The sequence below is a fragment of the Metabacillus fastidiosus NBRC 101226 genome, from assembly GCF_001591625.1.
Classification (GTDB): Bacteria; Bacillota; Bacilli; order Bacillales; family Bacillaceae; genus Metabacillus; species Metabacillus fastidiosus.
This window is the reverse complement of record NZ_BCVG01000007.1, coordinates 64,514-85,485: the sequence shown is the minus strand read 5'-3', so window position 1 is coordinate 85,485 and position 20,972 is coordinate 64,514. Positions and strand designations below refer to the sequence as shown.

Sequence of the window (20,972 nt, the reverse complement as noted above, 5' to 3'; positions counted from 1 at the left end):
ACTTTACGCGAGCAATGTATGTGTGGCCTGTATCATGCGGGCCCTAACTAACCATCAGTAGGAGATAAGAAAAACCCCTACTGATGGAAGTTTCACTTTATTTAAAGGAGGTACTTTAAAAATGGGGAAAATAATAAAAGGGTTTATTAAAAAACAAGGTTTGAAATTATTAAAGGAAAAAGCTCTACCTATATTAATAAAAACAATAAAAAAGAGAAGAAAATAGTCATTTGATAGTAAAGCCCCGCTTTGAAATGGTAGGGGGGGGAGAGGATTATTTACCAGTCAAGGGGGATGCGTTAATGGAAAATTATAAAAAACTTGCAGAAAGTGTTAAATTTACAGATAAAAATAAAGTTCATCATCAAGATACAAGTTTAGAGCTGATTGGTACAGGTAGAAGTGCTGTTGTTTTTAAAATACGTTCAACGAATAAGGCATTGAAAGTGTTCTATCCTGACAAAAGCAAAATAGCAAAGGAAGAAGCGATGATATATAAGAGACTTGCAGGTACTCCTTATTTCCCTACCTTGTATGAGGATGGAGAAAATTATCTCGTTATTGATTATATTGATGGAAAAACAATTTTTGAATGTTTAGTAAATGGAGTTAGAGTGACGAGAGATATTATTAATGAAGTAGATGCTGCTCTGTCATTAGCGAGAGAAAAAGGATTAAATCCTTCAGATGTCCACCTTCGTAATTTGATTGTTACATCTGAAGGACAGATGAAAATAATTGATGTGGCAAGATTTAGACAGACGAAAGATTGTACACAATGGAGAGATTTAAAAAGAGCATTTTATTCTCTGTATGAAAAAAGGTTTTTTCCGAAGAGAATACCTGAGTTTTTACTGAATATGATTGCTTTATTATATAAAAAGTCAGCTTTTTTCTCACTTTCTAAAGAACAGTAGATATAATAAACGGGTTTGACGGACAGTTGGATATCTCCCTCCTCTTGGGAGTTTTTACTGCCCGGTTATTCGTAATAAAATGGATAGATAACAGAATAACAATGATTTCTGATATACTGCAGGTCTTGCTTATTTTTCTAAAACGGTATGTCACTTCTCTCGTTTTCATATATATTTATAAGTGTTTTTCCAAAGTTTAAGCAAGATATTCAACTTCGTATGTAATGTGTTTGAGCATTTTATTTTCTCTATTTTTTAACTATGCATATAATAAGGTAAATATAATGAGAAATGAGTGAGAAAGATGGATGTGTTTGAAGCGATTAAATCAAGAAGAAGCATCGGAAGAGTAAAAACGGATGAAGTACCCGCTGAATTGATTGAAAAAATATTAGAATCCGGTACATATGCACCGAGTCATTTTCGTACAGAGCCATGGCGCTTTTTCGTTTTAAGACAGAATGGCAGAGAGAAGCTTGGTGAAGTATTAGCTAATATTACAAAAGCAGAACTAGGCGACTCTGATAGCAGCGGAAATAATGATAAAATCGAAAGAGCAAAGAAAAATCCTCTTCGTGCCCCGGTTATTATTACAGTTGCGGTGGAACCGAGTAATGAATCAAAAGTGATTTTAAAAGAAGAATATGCAGCAGTAAGCAGTGCGATCCAAAATATGCTTTTAGCTGCGACAGCCCTTGGCCTCGGTGCAGTTTGGCGTACGGGAAAAATTTGCTATGAAAAGAAGGTAAGCGAGTTTTTCGGCTTATCGGAGAAGGGAGAAGTCCTCGGCTTTATTTATCTGGGCTATCCGGATATGGAAGCAGCACCTATAGAAAGAACTAATTTTAAAGATAAGACAACATGGATTGATTGAAGAATTTTTTAGTGAAGGGCTGATAGAAAAATCAGCCCTCATCTTTATTTTGGAGTTTTTCCTGTGCTATTCTAATCATTTCTTTTACCATATTTCCACCTAAGCTGCCGCCGATTTTCCCCGCTTCCTTTGCTGTTAATGTTCCGTTATAACCTGTCTGTAATGGGATGCCTGTTTCTTTTGCAATTTCGAATTTAGCATCTTCATGGTTAGCTACATTTGCAATGTTTGCCTTTAATTGATCGACAGCTTCTCTAGCTTCTGGAACCAGTAAACGATTTCTTCTTGCCATTACACTATCCCTCCTTTTAAAATAGCTTCCCCATCTTATCCTGTATTTAACGAAGTGTGATATTTTGGAAAAATAGGGGAAGGCCAGGAATTAACTGGCTGTAAAAGTTTGATAATTACAAGCAGTAACAGGAATAAACAGTTTTATTTTAATAAGGGGAAACTGTATAGAAAACATTATTATAATGGTAAAATAGGAGTTACTATATTGTTTTTTAGGAGAATTAAAATGCTTCAAACGTTGAATAAACGATTGGAAAAAATAATGCCTCTTATGACACCAGCAAGTGTTGTAATCGGTGTCATATTTGCAGGGTTTTTAAAGGATTTTACATGGCTTGTTGCATGGATATTTGCTTTTATTACCTTTTCGGGAAGTCTTAGTTCGAATTTTTCTTCCTTGAAAAGAGCATTTTTACAGCCCCTTCCATTAATTCTTGCTTTACTTATTTTACATGTCATGATGCCGGTTTGGGCTTATGGAATTGGGCATCTTATTTTTGGTGCTGATAAATTAACAATTACGGGATTAATTTTAGGTGTCGTTATTCCGACAGGGGTCTCAAGCTTTATGTGGATTTCCATTTATAAAGGGAATATCGGTTTAGGACTTTCCATTATTTTAATTGATACAATCCTTTCACCGTTTATCGTACCATCAAGTCTTTCTCTATTAGTTGGTGAGAAAGTGGAGATGGATGTGAAAAATATGATGATTGGCCTTTTCTTCATGATTGTCGTTCCTTCATTAATTGGAATGATGCTTAATCACATGTCAAAAGGCAAAGTAAAAGATTCCTTGGGAACTGTTCTATCTCCGTTTTCGAAAATTTCTCTCGGTCTTGTTGTCGCCATTAATAGTTCCTATGTCGCTCCGTTTTTAAAGGATATTAATGTGAAGCTTTTAATTATTATTTTGACGGTATTATTTATCGCGTTTTCTGGTTATTGTTTTGCGTGGTTTCTCGCTAGATGTTTAACGAAAGACCGTGATACGACAATTACTTTAATCTTTACCGGTGGAATGAGAAATATTAGTGCCGGTGCTGTTATTGCAATTCAGTTTTTTCCAGCAGCCGTTGCAATACCAGTAGTTGTTGGAATGCTGTTTCAACAAGTGCTTGCTTCACTTTTTGGTCTTCTTTTCAGCCGGAAAGAAGCAAAAGTAAAAAAAGCAGCATAGATGGTATGTAAAGGGGAAGAAAAGAATGGATGAAATAAAATTCAGGCCATTTGGAGATGGTGCAGTCACAATTGATATTAGTAAAAATAATAGAGATGGACGATTGATTATAGAGCAAATTGAAAAAAAATGCTTTAAAGGTTTAATAGAAATTGTACCGGGATTTACAACGATTACTGTTTACTATGACCCGTTTGCTATTTATCAAATATGTAACGGGCTGTCACCTTTTCAGTTCGTAGAAATGAAACTGAAACAGATAATAAATGAAATAGGTGAGGAAAAAAAATATTCTTCCCGGGAAATAATCATTCCAGTCTGTTATGGAGGGGAGTTAGGGCCTGATTTAGTGAACGTAGCAAACTATCATCATTTAACGGAAGAAGAAGTCATTAATTTGCATGCATCTCAAGAATATGTTGTTCATATGATTGGCTTTGCTCCCGGTTTTCCTTATTTAAGCGGCTTGTCAAAGAAAATTGCGACACCTAGAAAGGATACACCGCGGACTTTTATTCCAGCAGGCAGTGTCGGTATTGGCGGGGAACAGACAGGAATTTATCCGCTTGAAAGTCCAGGTGGATGGAATCTGATTGGCAGAACCCCGCTTACATTATTTAATCCAAATGCGAATATTCCAAGTCTTCTCCAAGCAGGAGATACCATTCGCTTTCAGCCGATAACCTATAAGGAATTTGAAGTATTGAAGGAGGCTGAGAAAAATTGAGCATACATATTTTAAAGCCTGGTTTATTAACGACGGTACAGGATATGGGAAGATACGGTTTTCAGAAATACGGTGTAGTCGTGAGCGGGGCGATGGACAGTGTTGCTGCCCGTCTTGCGAATATAGTAGTTGGAAATGATGAAAGGGAAGCCTTGCTTGAACTTACATTAACGGGACCGACAATTAGCTTTTCAAAAGATGCAGTTATTTCTATTTGCGGGGCGGATTTTTCTCCTCAAATAAATGGAGAGAAGCTGCCGATGTGGCGTCCTGTTCTCATTCATGGACAAAGTGTATTACAGTTCTCCAATGTAAAAGAAGGGTGCAGGGCTTATATTGCTGTTGCAGGAGGAATTGATATACCACTCGTAATGGGAAGCAGAAGCACTTATATCCGTGCTCAAATTGGCGGTTTTAAAGGAAGGGCTCTTAAAAGAGAAGATGTGCTTCAAATAAAAGAACCTTCTGGGTTTTCTGCAAGGTTAACAGAAAAACTTCGGCAAGTGAATAGTTCCCCATTTTCTGCTGCAAATTGGACTCCCCATTATAACTGGAGAAAGTTATACTCGAAAAATAATCCTATCCGTTTTATTAGAGGACCACAGTATGAACTCTTTTCTAATAAAGTACTTAATGAACATTATTTTCAAATAAGTCCCCAGTCAGATCGAATGGGGTACCGGCTAACGGGACATATACTTTCACCAATAGAAAAAACAGAGCTGTTTTCAGAAGCAGTACCAATTGGAACAATTCAAGTGCCGCCTGATGGAAATCCAATTATTTTAATGGCTGACAGACAAACGACAGGAGGATACCCGATCCTTGGAATTGTTGCATCTGTCGATATACCTGTACTAGCTCAAATGAAACCTGGGGATAAACTAAAATTAAAAGAAATAACATTAGAAGATGCAGAAAAAGAACTGATCGAACGTGAGACTGCTTTGCAACTGTTGAAACAGACGATAAAACTGGCAATTGGAGAGATGTAGATAATGTATGAAATTGATTTAAATTGCGATATGGGGGAAAGTTTTGGAAGTTATACACTTGGACAGGATGAACGTATTATTCGTTTTATTACGTCAGCAAATATCGCTTGCGGCTTCCATGCTGGAGACCCGGCAATTATGAGAAAGACAGTGAAGCTTGCATTAGAGCACGATGTTAATATTGGTGCACATCCAGGTTTTCAAGATTTAGTTGGCTTTGGAAGAAGAAAGATGGAGCTTACAGCAAAAGAAGTACATGATATCGTGACCTATCAAATTGGTGCCCTGCAAGCTTTTACACAAGCAGAGGGTGGAAAACTGAACCACGTAAAACCGCACGGTGCCCTCTATAATATGGCTGCAATTGATCCGGCATTAGCGGAAGCAATTGCAGAAGCTGTTTACAAAATAAATTCTGAACTCATTTTATATGGGCTTGCTGGCAGTGAATTAATTCGTGCTGGCGAAAGAATTGGGATTAAAACAGCAAATGAAGTATTTGCAGACAGGACATATCAGCATGATGGAACATTAACATCAAGAAATGAAAAAAATGCCCTTATAACTAATGAAGATGAGGCTGTCAGCCAAGTCATTCAAATGATAAAACAAAGAAAAGTAAGAACAGTAGGCGGAGATGAAATTTCGATTCAAGCGGATACAATTTGTATTCATGGAGACGGTGAAAATGCCTCCTTATTCGCAGAAAAAATTAATGAGAAATTATTAGAAAATAATATTTATATTAGAACTATTAAAAGGAGGTAACAGATGGTTATACGGATTGAAGATGCTTCCGTAAAGCGGAATGGCGAGTGGATTCTTGAGCATATAAATTGGTATGTAAATAAGGGAGAACATTGGGTTTTATATGGTTTAAACGGAGCGGGGAAAACAGCGCTTTTAAACATGCTCTGCTCTTATTATTTTCCGACAGAAGGTTCTGTTGAAGTTCTAGGAAGAAAGTTTGGAAAAGATATATTAGGAGAACAATTAAGAAAGCAAATCGGCCTTGTTTCTGCAAGTATTCAGCAGAGATTTTATCCATCAGACAGTGCGTTTGAAATTGTTTTAAGCGGAGCATATGCTACAGTTGGTTTATATGAAAAACCAACACAGGAAATAAGAGAGAAAGCAATTTTTCTTCTTGAACAATTGGGCAGTATTGAATATGCGGACCGCAATTATGAAACATTATCACAAGGGGAAAAGCAGCGGGTTTTAATCGGCCGTGCATTAATGGGTGATCCAAAATTATTAATTTTAGATGAACCGTCAACAGGACTTGATTTCATTGCGCGTGAGAACCTCCTTGAGACGATTGAGCGAATTGCAGGAGCAAAGGACGCACCTACGCTCCTTTATGTTACACATCATGTGGAAGAAATTCTGCCTGTTTTTACCCATACGATGCTTTTAAAAGGTGGACAAGTATTTAATGCTGGAAAAACGAGAGATATGCTTCAAAATGATATATTAACTGATTTTTTCAATCTTCCTGTAGAAGTCATTTGGAATAATGACAGACCGCTTCTCGTAAAAGGAGCAGGATTTAGTTCAAAAAGTAAAATGAATTTTAATATTTAGAAAAAACTTGCGAAAATTTCTGAAATGGTCTAATGTTAGTTTCAATAGTTTTTACAACTAGAAAATTAAATAATGTTCAAGCAATAGGTGTTAAAAGAATATTTATATCTTTTAGCTTAATAGGGAAGCTCGGTGTAATTCCGACACGGTCGCGCCACTGTAAAAGGGAGTTTTCTATCAGATACCACTGTTTTATGAAAACGGGAAGGGATAGAAAGTGATGAACTGAAGTCAGGAGACCTGCCTGTTGTCTGCGCTTATTACCTACGCGAAATGGGGAGGAGTGGTGGTCATATGGTGTATAACTCTTATTAGTTTATAACTCTATTTAACTATGTCTATCAACGTCTCTCTAAATATTTAGAGGGGCTTTTTTAATGGGAAAATAACAGATGAAGAGGAGTTAATCTAATGAGTATTCAAAGTTCGAATATCGGCTATCCAAGAATTGGAGAAAATCGCGAGTGGAAAAAAGTATTGGAAAAGTTCTGGTCAAAAGAATTAACAGAAGCACAGTTTTATGTAGAAATGGAGCAATTTCGTTTAAATAATTTACGAAAACAACAAGAAAAAGGAATTAACCTTATTCCAATCGGTGATTTCAGTTATTATGATCATGTATTAGATACAGCAGTTATGTTTGGTCTTATTCCAACAAGATTTAAAGATGAAGAGACAGGGGTACTTCAAACTTATTTTGACATCGCCCGTGGAAATAAGGGGAAAGTTGCATCGGAAATGACGAAATGGTTTAATACGAATTATCATTTCATCGTTCCTGAATTACATAATGCAAAGCCATATTTACGAGAAAATCGACTGCTTGCTATGTTCAATGAAGCGAAAGATAAATTAGGAATTAACGGGAAGCCTGTTATTGTTGGTCCAGTTACATTGCTTTCTCTATCAAAAGGATATGAAGATTCGGAAAGAGCAGAAATTCTGGCAGCATTAGTACCACTCTATATCGAAGTATTCCAGCAATTAAAAGCAGCCGGTGCAGAGTGGATCCAAATTGATGAGCCGATTTTAGTAAAAGATATTCAAGAAGGCATCTTAGCTGAAGTAAAAGAAGTGTACGGACAATTTACAGCAAATGTTCCTGAGGTGAACTTCATACTTCAAACGTATTTTGAGAGCATTGAAGCATATGAAGAAATCATTCAATTACCTGTTCAAGCAATCGGTCTTGATTTCGTTCACGGGAAAGAAACAAACTTAGAGAAAATCTCTAAATATGGTTTCCCTGAAGATAAAGTATTATTCGCAGGAATTATTGATGGAAGAAATATTTGGAAAGCTAGCTTGTTAGAGAAGGCCAAACTTGTTGAAAAATTAGTAGAAGCTGTTGGAGAAGATCGACTTGTTTTACAGCCGTCATGCAGTTTGCTTCACGTTCCAGTAACATTAAAAAGCGAGAAAGAGCTTGATGAAGGCATAAAAGATGCCTTATCATTTGCTGATGAAAAGTTAGATGAAATCACACTTTTAACGGAATTTTTCAATGAAGAAGTAACGCTTGCTGAGCTTGAAAAATATGATGAAGCGATTGAAAGAGTGAAAAATTCAGAATACCGCAATGTGACAAAAGTACATGAGGCGATTGCGAAGCTTGATCAGTATTCTTCCAAACGTGTGAGTTCAAAAGAACGTAAAGAAATCCAAGAAAAACGTTTTAATTTACCATTACTGCCCACGACAACAATCGGAAGCTTCCCGCAAACGAAAGAAGTACGAAAAGAGCGTTTAAAATGGCGTAAAGGCGAGCTTTCAAATGAAGCGTATGAGCAATATATTCAAGCTGAAATTAAACGATGGATCGATATTCAAGAAGATCTTGGACTGGATGTACTCGTTCATGGTGAGTTTGAACGTACAGATATGGTTGAATATTTTGGTGAAAAAATGGAAGGCGTAGCGATTTCAAAATTCGGCTGGGTTCAATCATACGGCTCACGTTGCGTAAAACCGCCAATTATTTATGGTGATGTTCATTGCATCGAACCGATGACAGTGAAGGAAGCTGTTTATGCACAATCTTTAACTGACAAACCAGTAAAAGGAATGCTTACAGGTCCTGTTACAATTATTAACTGGTCATTCGTTCGTGATGATATTAGCCGTACAGAAGTATTAAACCATGTAGCACTTGCTATTCGTGAAGAAGTAGAAGCACTTGAAGCGAACGGAATTGCGATGATTCAAGTGGATGAAGCAGCACTTCGTGAAGGTCTTCCATTAAAAGAAGCAAAAACAAAGGTATATTTGGATGCAGCAGTATACGCATTTAGAATTGCGACATCTTCTGTGAAAGATGAGACGCAAATTCATACTCATATGTGTTACTCAAACTTTGATGATATTATCGAAGCGATTGATGAGCTTGATGCAGATGTTATTTCTATTGAAACATCAAGAAGCCATGGCGAATTAATTGATTCATTTGAAAAATATAAATATGAAAAAGGAATTGGTCTCGGAGTATATGATATCCATAGTCCACGTGTCCCATCACTAGAAGAACTGACATTAAATATTACCAGGGCACTTGCAGTATTAGATGAACGCCAATTCTGGGTTAATCCGGACTGCGGTCTGAAAACTCGGGGAGAAACAGAAACGGTTGCTGCATTAGAAATAATGGTTGAAGCGACTAAATTGTACCGTGAAAAATTAATAAATAAAGTATTAAATTAAATATAGAAGAATGGCTGCTTTTCAATTTCATAAGGCAGCCATTCTTTTTTAATAATAGTATTATTAAATGGAAAAACCAGCTCCGGATCGGAACTGGTCTGAAATTTAAAATATAATAGCCGCATTTGCCGTAAACATAATAGAGTTTTAGACCACACACTTAATAAGTGGGTGTTTTCAGTTTCATTCCTATCGTCCTCTTCGCGATGGAGGCATGATATTCGTAAAACAATATTAAACTCCCGGTCTAATAATTAGGTTAAAACTTTATTAACACTACGTACAACGCAGCTTGTAGTATTATAATACATAAAATTTTACTAAAGATCAAGTATATTTTTTATTAAATAGAGATTTTTTGAAAGCGCCTTCTCAAGATGCAGATATTTTAAGATGGAAAAGAAATGTCACAAAAATAAAACTTAAGATATTTATGAGTATAACCGATTATAAACTATATAAGTTTTATTTTTTATTCCGCTTTAGGGATATTGTAATATGACTTCTTGGATAAATAGCAAAAGAGAGGGTATTTTATGTTTAATTTTAAAAGTATTAGAAAGAAAATATTGTTTGGTTTCTCTATCATTATTATATTAGTAGCTATTCAGACAGCTTTTAATTTTATAATGATCAATAGTTCAAACGAATCGACAAAAGAGATGGTTGATAAAGAGCTGAAATTGCTTATTTTAGATGAAAAATTAGCATTAAATGTATCTCAAAGAACTTCATTAATTCGTGGATATATTTTATATGGAGATAATGATTTGAAGGATAGATTCAGCCAGAGCAGGGATGAGAGTATTGAAATAGAAAAAGAGGTAATAAAATTAGGTGCTTCTCCCGATTTTGAAAGATTGATTGAGAGAAAGAAGGTGTGGGGAGAAGCTTTAGATGAGGCTGTCCTTCTTCATGATCAAGGTAATAGGGAAAGAGCAATGGCGATATTATCGGAGCAAGCAAAAGTTACAAGAGATTTACTTGCTGATTTTGAAAACATAGTGAAAGAAAGAGAAGAAAAAATTAACAAGAAGGGAGACAATATTGTTGCTGATGGAAAAAGCTTGTTAAATATCACATTATTTATTGCAGTATTCGTCACTATTAGCGGCATTGTAACAGCATTAATTACATCGCGTATAATTGCTCACCCAATTGTAGGAGTAATGGAACGTATGAAGCAAATTGCAGGCGGGAACTTAAGCAATAAACCGCTTGAAGCAAAAGGACAGGATGAAATTCGAGCGCTTGTGGACGCTACAAATCAAATGAATGAAAATACAAGAGTTTTACTAAATCAAGTTACTGTTGTGTCAGATCAAGTAAAAAATCAAAGTGAAGAATTGATGCAGTCAGCAAATGAAGTGAAAACCGGTGCGGATCAGGTTGCTATAACAATGGAAGAAATGGCCTCCGGTTCGGAAACCCAAGCTCATCGAGTCAGTGATCTGGCAGCGAATATGACTGAATTTACAATGAAAGTTAACGAAGCAAATGAGTATGGAGAAATAGTTCAGCAAGCTTCACAGGAGATTGCTCTGATGTCTAGCAAAGGAAGTCAATTGATGCAGTCTTCTACAATGCAAATGGAGAAGATTGACTATATTGTTAAGGATGCTGTAGCTAAAGTAGAGGGATTAGATAGCAAATCTCAAGAAATTACAAAGCTTGTATCTGTTATCCGGGATATTTCTGACCAGACTAATTTACTCGCATTAAATGCAGCAATTGAGGCAGCAAGAGCAGGGGAACATGGAAAAGGTTTTGCTGTTGTAGCTGATGAAGTAAGAAAGCTTGCCGAACAAGTATCACATTCTGTTACAGATATTACGATTATTGTTAATAATATTCAAGCAGAGTCTACAAGTGTCTCTCAATCATTGCAGGAAGGATACAAACAAGTAGAAGAAGGTTCTAAACAAATTCAAATTACGGGTGAAACCTTTCATGGCATAGGAGAAGCACTGACACATATGATTAGTAATATTGAAAATATATCGAGTCATTTGCAAAATATTTTGGCAGACAGTCAGTCAATGAACCTTTCGATTGAGGAAGTTGCAGCAATCTCTCAACAATCTGCAGCAGGTATTGAAGAGACAGCTGCATCATCGGAACAGGCAAGCAGCTCAATGGAAGAAGTTGCAAAAAGCTCAAGCGAATTAGCAATCCTCGCAGAACGATTAAATGAATTAATGCAGCAATTCAAGTTATAAAAATGGATAATGCTTGCTAAATTTATCGAAATATGTGATTATTATGAGTAATAAGTCAAATAAGAGACTATTTGATTACTAATTTAATAGTGTTTACCGCTGGGGGTGCTTTTAAAAGCTGAGAAAGGTTTTATACCTTAACCCTTACTACCTGAACTAGATAATACTAGCGTAGGAAAGAGGTGCTTCTACTCGCAGTGATTTTTGCATATATTTTATCATTGCTTACATAGTAAATTCGAACCACTTCTTTTATATATAAAGGAAGTGGTTTTTTTAATTAAAGGGGTTTGATGCAAATTGGTCGTTCAACTAGGAAGCGTTCTATCTCAAATTGAAGAGCGGAAAGATGAGCTGATTGAACTATTAACAGAGTTAATTTCATTTAAAACTCCAGCTCCTCCTGCTAGAAATACAAAGGAAGCACAGGAGTTTGTTGCACAGTTTTTGAATGATCAAGGTTTTGAAACAGATGTATGGGATGTTCATCCTAATGACCCTAATGTCGTTGGTGTTTTGAAAGGAACCAATTCTTCTCTGTATAAAAGTCTTATTATAAATGGTCATATTGATGTTGCAGAAGTGAGCGAGGATGAAGACTGGGATGTTGACCCGTTCATACCAGTTGTAACGAACGGTGCTGTTATTGGAAGAGGAGCCGCAGATATGAAAGGCGGCTTAGCAGGGGCATTATTTGCGATTAAACTGCTCCGTGAAGCTGGTATTGAATTACCGGGAGACTTAATTTTTCAATCTGTTATTGGAGAAGAAGTTGGAGAAGCAGGCACACTTGAATGCTGCAAACGCGGATATACAGCTGATTTTGCAGTCGTCGTTGATACAAGTGATTTACATATCCAAGGCCAGGGCGGTGTTATTACCGGCTGGGTTGTCGTAAAAAGCAAGGAAACCCATCATGATGCAATGAGAAGAGAAATGATCCATGCCGGCGGCAAGCTTTTCGCTGCAAGTACAATTGAGAAAATGATGAATATTATTTCTGGATTACAGCAATTAGAAAGGCATTGGGCAATTACGAAAAGCTATCCAGGCTTCAAGGCAGGAACGAATACGATTAATCCTGCGGTTATTGAAGGGGGCAGACACGCAGCCTTTATCGCTGATGAATGCAGGCTCTGGATAACTGTGCATTATTATCCGAATGAATCACATGAGCAGATCGCAAAAGAAATTGAAGAGCATCTTTTAAAAGTAGCGGATGCTGATCCTTGGTTACGGGAAAATCCACCAACATTCAAATGGGGCGGAACATCTATGATTGAAGATCGAGGAGAAATCTTCCCATCACTGGAAATTGATCCAAATCATCAAGGGGTAAAAACATTAGCTGATGTTCATGAAAAAATTGCGAAGGAAAATACAATAATTGATGTATCGCCGACGGTAACCGATGGAGGCTGGCTAGGAGAAGCAGGTATTCCTACTGTCATTTATGGACCTGGAAATTTACAAAATGCTCATGCTGTAAATGAACAAGTATCAATTGAACAATTAATGACATTTACGAAAGTGATGCTGAAGTTTATTTATAATTGGTGCCACGAAAAGAAGTAAATTTTTTAAGGGGGAATATTAACATGAAATTCACTGATAGACTACGAGAAAATATCTTGCCGGTTTGGAGGAAGAACCACTCACACCCATTCGTTCAAGGAATTGGCAACGGCAGTTTACCGCATGATAAATTCCGTTTTTATATGGTACAGGACTATTTATATTTGATTGATTATTCAAAAATCTTTGCACTGGGTGTTGTGAAAGCAGGAAAAGATTTAGAAACGATGGGGAGATTTGCTACTCTTCTTGACGGAACACTCAATTTTGAAATGGACTTGCACCGCAAATATGCAGCAAGATTCGGTATTTCAGAAGAAGAGCTTGAATCAGCAAAACCGTCACCAATTGTGCTGGCATATACGCATTATATGTTAACGGTAAGCCATAATGGAACACTTGCTGACCTTGTTGCAGCACTTCTTCCTTGCGCATGGAGCTACTGGGAAATTGGAAAAGAATTAAATGAAATTCCTGGTGCGAGCGAGCATGAATTTTACGGTGACTGGGTAAAAACTTACAGCTCAAAAGAATTCGGTGACATTGCAACATGGTGCATTGATCTCATGAATGAACTTGCTGAAGGAAAATCAGAAAAAGAGCTTGCAAATTTAGAAGAAATTTTCTTAAATACGACTCGTTATGAATATATGTTCTGGGATATGGCGTATAACGGGCAGATGTGGCCAACTGATGATAAGTAATTCTGTTCTAAGCTTTAAAGATGTAAGCTTCCAATATGATAACGGAGCCAGTCCGATAAAGATTTTAGACAAGCTCAATTTTGATATTAAGGATGGAGAATTTGTCAGTATTATCGGTCCAAGCGGTTCTGGGAAAAGTACTATTTTCCGCCTGATTACAGGACTTGAACAACCTGTTACAGGCGAAATTATTATTAATGGCAGTGCTAAGCAGAACAGGCTTGGTGCTGTCGGATATATGCCCCAGCAAGACTTACTTATGCCATGGCGAACTGTTTTAGAAAATGCGATGCTGCCGCTTGAAGTAAAAGGAATGAAAACGAAGGAAGCCGAACAAAAAGTAATTGCTCGTCTGGAGCAATTTGGAATAAAAGGATTTGAGCATCGTTACCCTGGTGATCTATCCGGCGGAATGAAACAAAGGGTATCTTTTTTACGAACATCTTTAAGCGGCTCCAATGTTCTTCTTTTAGATGAACCGTTTAGTGCATTGGATGCAATTACAAGACTTGCAATGCAGGAATGGCTTCTTCAACAATGGCAGCAGCAGAAAAATACGATTCTTTTTATTACTCATGATGTGAATGAAGCATTATTTTTATCTGACCGAATCTTTATTTTCACTGGGACACCTATGGAGAAATTGGAAGAAGTAATCGTACCACTTGAAAGGCCGCGTGATCTTCGTCAATTAAATGATGATAAGGTTATTGAATTGAAAGATTATTTAATAGATTTATTACGGGCTAAGGTGCAGCTATGATCAAAAAGTATTTTACACCAAGTTTACTCGTTCTTATTTTACTCGTTATATGGCAAATTACAGCGAGCCTGATGAATATGGCTTTTATTTTGCCATCACCATTACAAATAGTAGAAAAGCTCTGGGAAATTGGAGATATTTTACTGACAGTCCATTTGCCTGCAACATTATTAATCGTTGTTATCGGGCTTTTTATCTCAATCGTTTTCGGTGTTGGTATTGCTGTCTGGATGAATGGCAGTAAAACGATGGAACGGACCTTTTATCCGCTCCTTATTTCATCACAGACGATTCCAATCATTGCTCTGGCACCGATTTTTGTTCTCTGGTTTGGTTATTCGATCTGGAGCAAAGTCGTCGTAACGGTATTAATCACATTTTTCCCCATTGCCGTTAATACATTTGATGGACTCCGTTCAAGCAGCAAAGAGTTAAGAGAACTGCTGCTTACGATGGGAGCGAGTAAAAAAGAAATTTTCTTTAAATTGAATGTACCTTCCGCATTGCCGCATTTTTTCTCAGGTTTAAAAGTTGCCGTTACCTTAAGTGTAATCGGGGCTGCAATCGGTGAATGGGTTGGTGCGCAATCTGGATTGGGGTATTTCAGCCGCAGAATGATGACGCAGTTTGATGGTGCAGGGGTTTTCGCGCCAATCGTTTTGTTATCGCTGCTCGGAATTCTTTTATTTTTACTTGTTGTATATTTCGAAAAGAAATCACTTAGATGGAGGAAGACAGAATGAAAAAGTTGTTTTTATTATTAGTTTCTATTATGATGCTTGTTGTTTTCACGGCTTGTGGAAACAGTGGATCATCAAATGAAACAGCAGGAAAAGAGAAAGAAGAAGACAAGAAATTAGAAGAAGTAAGCATAATGCTAGATTGGTATCCAAACGCGGTTCACAGTTTCTTATATGTTGCACAGGAAAAAGGTTATTTTGAAGAAGAAGGTATTAAAGTTGATATTCAGTTCCCTGCAAGTCCGACAGACCCTGTTAACTTAGCAGCAGCAGGAAAAATCACGATGGGAATCAGCTACCAGCCTGACGTATTAATGGCTCGTGCAAATGAAGATGTTAAGGTCAAATCAATCGCAGCAATCGTTCGCTCACCATTAAACCATGCTGTATTTTTAAAGGATTCACCTATTCAAACACCAAAAGATCTTGAAGGTAAAAAAGTTGGTTTCCCAGGAACACCAGTAAATGAGCCGCTCATTAAAGCAATGGTGAAACATGATGGTGGAGACCCTGAGAAAGTGGAAATGGTTGACGTTGGTTTTGAATTAGGTTCATCAATTGTTAGTAAAAGAGTAGATGCAGTTGTTGGTGCATACATTAATCATGAAGTACCAGTTTTAAGTCATGAAGGCCATGAAACTCGTAATTTTGACCCGACAGACTATGGAGTACCGAATTTCTATGAGCTTATTGCCGTAACAAGTGACAATACATGGAACAAAGATCAAGAGAAGATTAAAGCATTCTGGCGTGCTGCTTCAAAAGGGTTTAAAGATACAGAAGAAAATCCAGATGAAGCTCTGAAAATTTTACTAGCAAATCAAGATAAAGAAAACTTCCCATTAATTGAAGAAGTAGAAAAAGAAAGTCTTTCTATTCTTTTACCAAAAATGAAATCTGATGCAGGCTTTGGAAGTCAGGAAAGCGAGCCATGGGAAAAAATGAGCACATGGATGAAAGAATCAAATTTACTTGAAAAAGAACCAAGTCTTGAAGAGACATTTGTTAATATCGCTGAATAATAGACAAAGCTGCCTGCTAGTTACAGGCAGCTTTGTCTAAATTATGAAGCTAGCACTTTCGCATTAAAGAAGATGAGCAATCCACTGAATATACTAGCTAATATTCCAATAAAGGAAACAGAGGAGAAAGAAATACTAATTGGAAAGAGAATCGTTCCTAATATGAACAATACCTTGGCATGCTTCATCTAATCACCTCATTTTGATGAAAGTTTCATATTTTCTGCTTTTTTTACTATTTCTTCTACTTTCATATCAGGGTTCTCAATTAAAATAGAATAGGTGAGTCCATTTTCGTTCCAGCTTAGATTCCTTAATTCTTCGATATAAGTCGCTTTATTTCCACGTACTTTCATATTAGCCGTTTCCATTCCTAGATCGATATCTTCTGTTTCTAATGCTTTAAAAATAGTTAATGAAAACAATGGCCCATCATCCACATCTTTATAGTTAAGAACAATCTCTTTATGAGCCAATTCTTTCTCACCAAATTCGCTTATTTCTATCTCTTCTTCAAATGATAGATCAGGTTCATTAAACAGAAGGAAATCTTTTTCTATTACTTTTTTTGCTTCTTCTATCGATCCTGACCTCGTTGCAGTCATATTTTCAGCAGGAGTAATTACAACGTCTTCTGGTAAATCGATTGCAAATGTATCTTTTTCAAATACAGGGTTGAAATCCACTTTCTTATATTCTGTATCTACACGCATTTCAGCATTAGTGAATGAAGATTTAACGATAAACCAGGATTTCTGATCAACCCAAAATTCGATATCCCCTAAAATTGAATTTTCCTTTTTTGTAGTTAATTTTAAATGATACGTATCAAAATCTAATATTTTTTCTTCACCAACTACTTCCTTTTTATAATTTTTTTTCATACTTTCAAGCATATTTATGAATTGTTCCTTATGGGTTTGGTAAACAGGTAAATCAACGCCTTCCACATTTAAACTTATCGCCTCTTTACTGCCTGCTTCATAGGTTAAGATCTGTTTTCCATCGTTAAATGCAGTGGTTTCTTTATTTGTCTTTGCATCCTTTGTGATAACCTTCTTCTTTCCTTCATTATTTACATATTCCTTCATTGTAATCAAATCAGTTTCCTTCCCATCTTGGAAAGTTTTTGTTTCACTTTCAGCATAATATGCTTGGAATTCTTTACTCGTGGATAAAATGTTAGTCATAATCTCCTCCGAAGCCATTGCTGTTTTCTCTGTACAGCCGGATAAAATTCCAAATGCTAATGTAGAACTTATTAATAAAGTTTTTAAAGTTTTCATTACTTCCTACCTTTCTGGAATAAGGCATACGACTAATGTACCGTAGCCATCCTCTGACATTAATTTTATTTTTCCATTATGCTGTTCGATAAGCATTTTTGCGATACTAAGTCCAAGTCCTGAACTTCCACCAGGTCCTCTTGCTGATTCAGCTTGAACAAAAGGTTTGAAAATATTTTTCTGCTGTTCTTTAGGAATATGCTCCCCTTCGTTCTGGATGAGGAGCATAGTGCAGTTTTCTCTTGCTTTTTCTAAATCAGTCCGGAATGGAGGGAAAATCCATTTTGGCAGAGGGCTGTTCTTTGAAATTGTTCCGAGCCGAATATGAGCCCCACTTTCAGTGTATCTAATTGCATTTGCCATTAAGTTATCGATAATTCGCATCATCTGCTTTGGATTGACATCATAAATACCATTAATTTCTGATTTAACATGGAGGTTAATTCCTTTTTTAGAGCATGGTTCTTCATAGCCTGATAAAAGCATTTCAAAAAATTCTTCCCCATCAACTTCTACTAATTCCGGCTTTTCCTCACTTGACTGAAGTGCGGTATATGTTGATAAATCATCAAGCATCTTTTTCATATAATCTAATTTCTCAAATATGATCAGTGTATACTCCTGTCTTATCTTCTCATCAAGCTTCTTCCCTGAATGCAGGCTTTCTGTATAGGCACGAATAACAGTTAGCGGTGTTTTTAAATCATGTGAGAGAGAAGCGACAATAAATTCTTTCTCTTTCTGCTCTTTTAAAAGAGCTGCTTGATTTTTCTCTATTTCGATTTTCATCCATTCGAAATGGGTGATCAGTTCACCTATTTCATCATTTGATTGACGAAATTTCTGTTTTGACTTTTCACCGCTCGCAAATGCGGTCATTTCTTTCTGCAGCATATTTAATGGGTGATTTAGTTTTCTATTTAAAAGGATAACAACGACAATATATAAAATAATAAAAAAGGTGCCAAAAAGAGAGAAAAGAAGAGTCGTACGATCGTTCACGTTTTTCATCCAGTTATCACGGGCAATCGTTATTTCATAAATACCGGTAAGCTTATTTTGATGGAACACTGGTTTTTTCACCGAATATGTTAGGTGTTTTTGCTTTATTTCATTTAAATTTTTGAATATTTCTTTCTTATCAGGGGGACCGGTGGAAGGGAGATCACCAATAGATGTGTATAACTTAACTCCGTCATGCCGGTACAAAGTAATTTTTATCGCACTGTTTGTTTTTTCTGAAATTGCTTCATAATTTTTAAACGGCTGAATTTTATAAAGAGAAGCATCTTGCAGTAAGGGTTCTAGCTCAGCCATCTTGTGACTAATTTTCATGTAGTCTAATAAATCATTTTTTGCATCATATTCACTAATGCTCACATAAAGAAAATAAAGAGCAAGCACAGGAAGAAGCATGACGAGAAAATAGCTTATCATAAGCCAATATTTAATTTTCATGAAATTTGCTCCCCGATGAATCTGTAGCCGATTCCCCAAACTGTCTGAATGAATTTGGCGGACTTTGTTTCATCAGCCAGTTTCTTTCGCAAGCTTTTAATATGAACGGTAACTGTATTATTACCAGCGACATCTTCCTGCTTCCAAATATGTTCATAAAGCTCTGATTTAGCGAATGTTTGAAAAGGGTTTTTCGCTAATAAAAATAAAAGCTCAAATTCCTTTCCAGTCAGTGAAATCTCTTTTTCGTCTAAATAAATGATTTTCTTATCAAAATCAATCGTTAACCCATGCAAGTAAGTGGATGTATTTTCTGTCTCCTTCTTATTTAAATAGCGCCGATATCTTCTTAAATGAGAATTAATTCTAGCTTGCAGTTCTTCAAGGCTAAACGGCTTCGTTAAATAATCATCAGCACCTAAATTAAGTCCGTGTATTTTACTTTCATCTTCATGTTTTGCACTGACAATTAATAATGGAATATCACTTTCTAACCGAATTGTTTTACAAAGAGTAAATCCATCCATCTCAGGGAGCATTAAATCAACTAACACAACATCAAAATGATCACTCTTAAAATCTTCCCATCCTTCTTTACCAGTAGAAGCCCAAGTAACGTGATAACCGCAATCTCGGAGATGATCGCAAATAATACGGGCAATTTCTTTATCATCTTCCACGATTAAAATCTTTTCCATCTTTTAATCCCTCTTTCATGTTTTATTATATCGACTGAATTTGGTTCATTTTAGAAACTTTATAATTATTTTATAATTAATCGACAAATTTCCATTTATCATCCTAAATATTAGAATAATATAATAGTAGAAAGTGGACAAAGCTAATGTTAGAAATACTTAAAATATATGGAAATAAATGCTTCGAATTTAGCGATCTCATACTCTAAAACAGCTTCAGCATGGATAAAGAGAGATTATATTGAAATGGAAACGTTTTCACTGACTATTTGAAACATATCCATGTGACTTTGCAGTAATCACTTGATTATGAATTTGATCGTGTTAAGATGAAGACGATATGTGAAAAACACGAACAAAAATACGAACGGTATTGGAGAGATGGCATGTTACAGAAAACGACAATTGCTTTTTTAGGAGCAGGGTCAATGGCAGAAGCGATGATCTCAGGCATTGTAAATGAGGGGATCGTTCCAGCAAATCAAATTATTGTAACGAATCGAAGCAATGAAGAAAGGCTGAAAGAGTTAAAACAGAAATATGGAATAAGAGGAATGAAAAGAGAAGATTTACAATTTGAACAAATTGATCTTTTTATTCTGGCGATGAAGCCTAAAGATATTGACAATGTTCTTTTATCCTTAAAAGACTCTCTAAAAGAAAATCATCTTTTACTCTCCGTTTTAGCAGGAATAACTACTTCTTATATGGAAAATATTTTACATGAAGGACAGCAAGTTATTCGAGTGATGCCAAATACATCAAGTGCGATCGGTGAGTCTGCGACCGCTATTTCTAAAGGATCTTCTGTGACAGAAGCTAATATTCAGTTAACGAAACAATTACTTGAAAGTATCGGAAAAGTCTATGAAATTGAAGAAGACAAGATGGATATTTTCACTGGATTAGCAGGAAGCGGACCAGCTTATTTTTATTATTTAATGGAACAGATGGAAAGTGTGGCAGCAGAAGCTGGATTACATGTGGAGACAGCTAGAGAAATGATTGCTCAGACGATTCTTGGGGCTGCTAAAATGGTTCAAATAAGCGGAAAAACACCAGCAGCTTTAAGGGAAAATGTAACATCACCGAACGGGACGACAGCGGCGGGCTTAAAGGCACTTGCTGAATATGGTGGGGGAGAGGCGATTTCACAAGCAGCTAAGCAGGCGGCAAGGCGTTCTAAAGAGATTAGCAGCCAATTTATTGAAAAAGTGAAAGTGACAAATTAAGAGA

General features: G+C 36.3%; 20 protein-coding genes, 1 other RNA gene and 2 riboswitches. Of the genes, 15 read left to right on the top strand and 6 right to left on the bottom strand.

Going from position 1 to position 20,972, the window contains the following annotated elements; all coding sequences use genetic code 11:
- Nucleotides 1-302 precede the first annotated feature (302 nt).
- Both BFA01S_RS03595 and BFA01S_RS03590 read left to right on the top strand, forming a co-directional pair.
- Complete coding sequence (locus BFA01S_RS03595; RefSeq protein WP_066225858.1) at nt 303-917, top strand: serine/threonine protein kinase; 615 nt, start codon at nt 303-305, stop codon at nt 915-917.
- A gap of 304 nt (nt 918-1,221) precedes the next feature.
- Nucleotides 1,222-1,791: a nitroreductase family protein gene (locus tag BFA01S_RS03590; protein WP_066225856.1), complete on the top strand. Its 570-nt coding sequence runs from the start codon at nt 1,222-1,224 to the stop codon at nt 1,789-1,791.
- A gap of 31 nt (nt 1,792-1,822) precedes the next feature.
- On the opposite strand, the gene BFA01S_RS03585 is transcribed toward BFA01S_RS03590, so the two are convergent.
- On the bottom strand, nt 1,823-2,083 hold the full coding sequence (locus BFA01S_RS03585) for an alpha/beta-type small acid-soluble spore protein (RefSeq protein WP_066225853.1): 261 nt from the start codon (nt 2,081-2,083) through the stop codon (nt 1,823-1,825).
- A gap of 228 nt (nt 2,084-2,311) precedes the next feature.
- On the opposite strand from BFA01S_RS03585, the gene BFA01S_RS03580 reads away from it, so the two are divergent.
- The 6 genes from BFA01S_RS03580 to metE all read left to right on the top strand — a co-directional run bounded on the left by BFA01S_RS03580 (nt 2,312) and on the right by metE (nt 9,271).
- Nucleotides 2,312-3,265, top strand: coding sequence for a bile acid:sodium symporter family protein (locus tag BFA01S_RS03580; RefSeq protein WP_066225850.1), 954 nt, complete (start codon nt 2,312-2,314; stop codon nt 3,263-3,265).
- 25 nt (nt 3,266-3,290) lie between these two features.
- Complete coding sequence (pxpB, locus tag BFA01S_RS03575; RefSeq protein WP_066225847.1) at nt 3,291-3,992, top strand: 5-oxoprolinase subunit PxpB; 702 nt, start codon at nt 3,291-3,293, stop codon at nt 3,990-3,992.
- A complete protein-coding gene (locus tag BFA01S_RS03570; protein WP_066225845.1) occupies nt 3,989-4,987 on the top strand; it encodes a 5-oxoprolinase subunit C family protein in 999 nt (332 codons plus the stop codon). Before pxpB ends, BFA01S_RS03570 begins: the two co-directional genes overlap by 4 nt.
- A 3-nt stretch (nt 4,988-4,990) precedes the next feature.
- Nucleotides 4,991-5,755, top strand: coding sequence for a 5-oxoprolinase subunit PxpA (gene pxpA, locus BFA01S_RS03565; protein ID WP_066225843.1), 765 nt, complete (start codon nt 4,991-4,993; stop codon nt 5,753-5,755).
- Between the two features lie 3 nt (nt 5,756-5,758).
- A complete protein-coding gene (locus BFA01S_RS03560) occupies nt 5,759-6,574 on the top strand; it encodes an ABC transporter ATP-binding protein (RefSeq protein ID WP_066225839.1) in 816 nt (271 codons plus the stop codon).
- A 68-nt stretch (nt 6,575-6,642) separates the two neighbouring features.
- Nucleotides 6,643-6,836: riboswitch (cobalamin riboswitch) on the top strand.
- A 149-nt stretch (nt 6,837-6,985) separates the two neighbouring features.
- Nucleotides 6,986-9,271 carry a 5-methyltetrahydropteroyltriglutamate--homocysteine S-methyltransferase gene (gene metE / locus BFA01S_RS03555; RefSeq protein ID WP_066225835.1) on the top strand — a complete coding sequence of 762 codons (2,286 nt, stop codon included), beginning with the start codon at nt 6,986-6,988 and terminating at the stop codon, nt 9,269-9,271.
- Between the two features lie 112 nt (nt 9,272-9,383).
- On the opposite strand, the gene ssrS is transcribed toward metE, so the two are convergent.
- Nucleotides 9,384-9,568: non-coding RNA, 6S RNA (ssrS, locus tag BFA01S_RS03550), on the bottom strand.
- Nucleotides 9,569-9,807: 239 nt separating this feature from the next.
- Between ssrS and BFA01S_RS03545 the strand changes: the two genes are divergently transcribed.
- The 6 genes from BFA01S_RS03545 to BFA01S_RS03520 all read left to right on the top strand — a co-directional run bounded on the left by BFA01S_RS03545 (nt 9,808) and on the right by BFA01S_RS03520 (nt 16,294).
- Nucleotides 9,808-11,490, top strand: a complete 1,683-nt coding sequence (locus tag BFA01S_RS03545) for a methyl-accepting chemotaxis protein (RefSeq protein ID WP_066225832.1) — start codon at nt 9,808-9,810, stop codon at nt 11,488-11,490.
- A gap of 91 nt (nt 11,491-11,581) precedes the next feature.
- Nucleotides 11,582-11,685: riboswitch (TPP riboswitch) on the top strand.
- Between the two features lie 105 nt (nt 11,686-11,790).
- Entirely contained in the window at nt 11,791-13,065 is a 1,275-nt protein-coding gene (locus BFA01S_RS03540) for an acetylornithine deacetylase (RefSeq protein WP_066225828.1), read from the top strand.
- Nucleotides 13,066-13,088: 23 nt separating this feature from the next.
- Nucleotides 13,089-13,769 (top strand): thiaminase II, encoded by a 681-nt coding sequence (gene tenA / locus BFA01S_RS03535; protein ID WP_066225825.1) that lies wholly within the window; start codon nt 13,089-13,091, stop codon nt 13,767-13,769.
- Nucleotides 13,762-14,532 (top strand): ABC transporter ATP-binding protein, encoded by a 771-nt coding sequence (locus BFA01S_RS03530; RefSeq protein WP_066225865.1) that lies wholly within the window; start codon nt 13,762-13,764, stop codon nt 14,530-14,532. Before tenA ends, BFA01S_RS03530 begins: the two co-directional genes overlap by 8 nt.
- Nucleotides 14,529-15,275, top strand: a complete 747-nt coding sequence (locus BFA01S_RS03525) for an ABC transporter permease (protein WP_174521578.1) — start codon at nt 14,529-14,531, stop codon at nt 15,273-15,275. Before BFA01S_RS03530 ends, BFA01S_RS03525 begins: the two co-directional genes overlap by 4 nt.
- Nucleotides 15,272-16,294, top strand: a complete 1,023-nt coding sequence (locus tag BFA01S_RS03520) for an ABC transporter substrate-binding protein (protein WP_066225822.1) — start codon at nt 15,272-15,274, stop codon at nt 16,292-16,294. The genes BFA01S_RS03525 and BFA01S_RS03520 overlap by 4 nt, the downstream gene beginning before the upstream one ends.
- A gap of 41 nt (nt 16,295-16,335) precedes the next feature.
- Here the strand turns inward: BFA01S_RS03520 and BFA01S_RS22235 are convergent, their stop codons facing one another.
- The 4 genes from BFA01S_RS22235 to BFA01S_RS03505 are packed head-to-tail and all read right to left on the bottom strand — an operon-like array spanning nt 16,336 to nt 19,736.
- The gene (locus tag BFA01S_RS22235; RefSeq protein WP_156483519.1) at nt 16,336-16,482 is read right to left on the bottom strand and encodes a hypothetical protein; all 147 of its coding nucleotides are present in this window, start codon (nt 16,480-16,482) and stop codon (nt 16,336-16,338) included.
- 9 nt (nt 16,483-16,491) lie between these two features.
- Nucleotides 16,492-17,580 (bottom strand): LolA family protein, encoded by a 1,089-nt coding sequence (locus BFA01S_RS03515; RefSeq protein WP_066225818.1) that lies wholly within the window; start codon nt 17,578-17,580, stop codon nt 16,492-16,494.
- A gap of 6 nt (nt 17,581-17,586) precedes the next feature.
- Nucleotides 17,587-19,038, bottom strand: coding sequence for a HAMP domain-containing sensor histidine kinase (locus BFA01S_RS03510; protein ID WP_066225815.1), 1,452 nt, complete (start codon nt 19,036-19,038; stop codon nt 17,587-17,589).
- Nucleotides 19,035-19,736, bottom strand: a complete 702-nt coding sequence (locus tag BFA01S_RS03505) for a response regulator transcription factor (protein WP_066225809.1) — start codon at nt 19,734-19,736, stop codon at nt 19,035-19,037. The genes BFA01S_RS03510 and BFA01S_RS03505 overlap by 4 nt, the downstream gene beginning before the upstream one ends.
- A gap of 386 nt (nt 19,737-20,122) precedes the next feature.
- On the opposite strand from BFA01S_RS03505, the gene proC reads away from it, so the two are divergent.
- On the top strand, nt 20,123-20,968 hold the full coding sequence (proC, locus tag BFA01S_RS03500; protein WP_066225806.1) for a pyrroline-5-carboxylate reductase: 846 nt from the start codon (nt 20,123-20,125) through the stop codon (nt 20,966-20,968).
- The last annotated feature ends 4 nt before the right edge of the window (nt 20,969-20,972 follow it).

Excerpts from the sequence above, each read along its gene's own strand:
- metE (WP_066225835.1), top strand. The coding sequence starts at position 6,986 with ATGAGTATTCAAAGTTCGAATATCGGCTATCCAAGAATTGGAGAAAAT.
- BFA01S_RS03595 (WP_066225858.1), top strand. The coding sequence starts at position 303 with ATGGAAAATTATAAAAAACTTGCAGAAAGTGTTAAATTTACAGATAAA.
- pxpB (WP_066225847.1), top strand. The coding sequence starts at position 3,291 with ATGGATGAAATAAAATTCAGGCCATTTGGAGATGGTGCAGTCACAATT.
- BFA01S_RS03560 (WP_066225839.1), top strand. The coding sequence starts at position 5,759 with ATGGTTATACGGATTGAAGATGCTTCCGTAAAGCGGAATGGCGAGTGG.
- BFA01S_RS03515 (WP_066225818.1), bottom strand. The coding sequence starts at position 17,580 with ATGAAAACTTTAAAAACTTTATTAATAAGTTCTACATTAGCATTTGGA.
- proC (WP_066225806.1), top strand. The coding sequence starts at position 20,123 with ATGTTACAGAAAACGACAATTGCTTTTTTAGGAGCAGGGTCAATGGCA.
- pxpA (WP_066225843.1), top strand. The coding sequence starts at position 4,991 with ATGTATGAAATTGATTTAAATTGCGATATGGGGGAAAGTTTTGGAAGT.
- BFA01S_RS22235 (WP_156483519.1), bottom strand. The coding sequence starts at position 16,482 with ATGAAGCATGCCAAGGTATTGTTCATATTAGGAACGATTCTCTTTCCA.
- BFA01S_RS03525 (WP_174521578.1), top strand. The coding sequence starts at position 14,529 with ATGATCAAAAAGTATTTTACACCAAGTTTACTCGTTCTTATTTTACTC.
- BFA01S_RS03545 (WP_066225832.1), top strand. The coding sequence starts at position 9,808 with ATGTTTAATTTTAAAAGTATTAGAAAGAAAATATTGTTTGGTTTCTCT.
- BFA01S_RS03585 (WP_066225853.1), bottom strand. The coding sequence starts at position 2,083 with ATGGCAAGAAGAAATCGTTTACTGGTTCCAGAAGCTAGAGAAGCTGTC.
- BFA01S_RS03590 (WP_066225856.1), top strand. The coding sequence starts at position 1,222 with ATGGATGTGTTTGAAGCGATTAAATCAAGAAGAAGCATCGGAAGAGTA.
- BFA01S_RS03580 (WP_066225850.1), top strand. The coding sequence starts at position 2,312 with ATGCTTCAAACGTTGAATAAACGATTGGAAAAAATAATGCCTCTTATG.
- tenA (WP_066225825.1), top strand. The coding sequence starts at position 13,089 with ATGAAATTCACTGATAGACTACGAGAAAATATCTTGCCGGTTTGGAGG.
- BFA01S_RS03520 (WP_066225822.1), top strand. The coding sequence starts at position 15,272 with ATGAAAAAGTTGTTTTTATTATTAGTTTCTATTATGATGCTTGTTGTT.
- BFA01S_RS03510 (WP_066225815.1), bottom strand. The coding sequence starts at position 19,038 with ATGAAAATTAAATATTGGCTTATGATAAGCTATTTTCTCGTCATGCTT.
- BFA01S_RS03505 (WP_066225809.1), bottom strand. The coding sequence starts at position 19,736 with ATGGAAAAGATTTTAATCGTGGAAGATGATAAAGAAATTGCCCGTATT.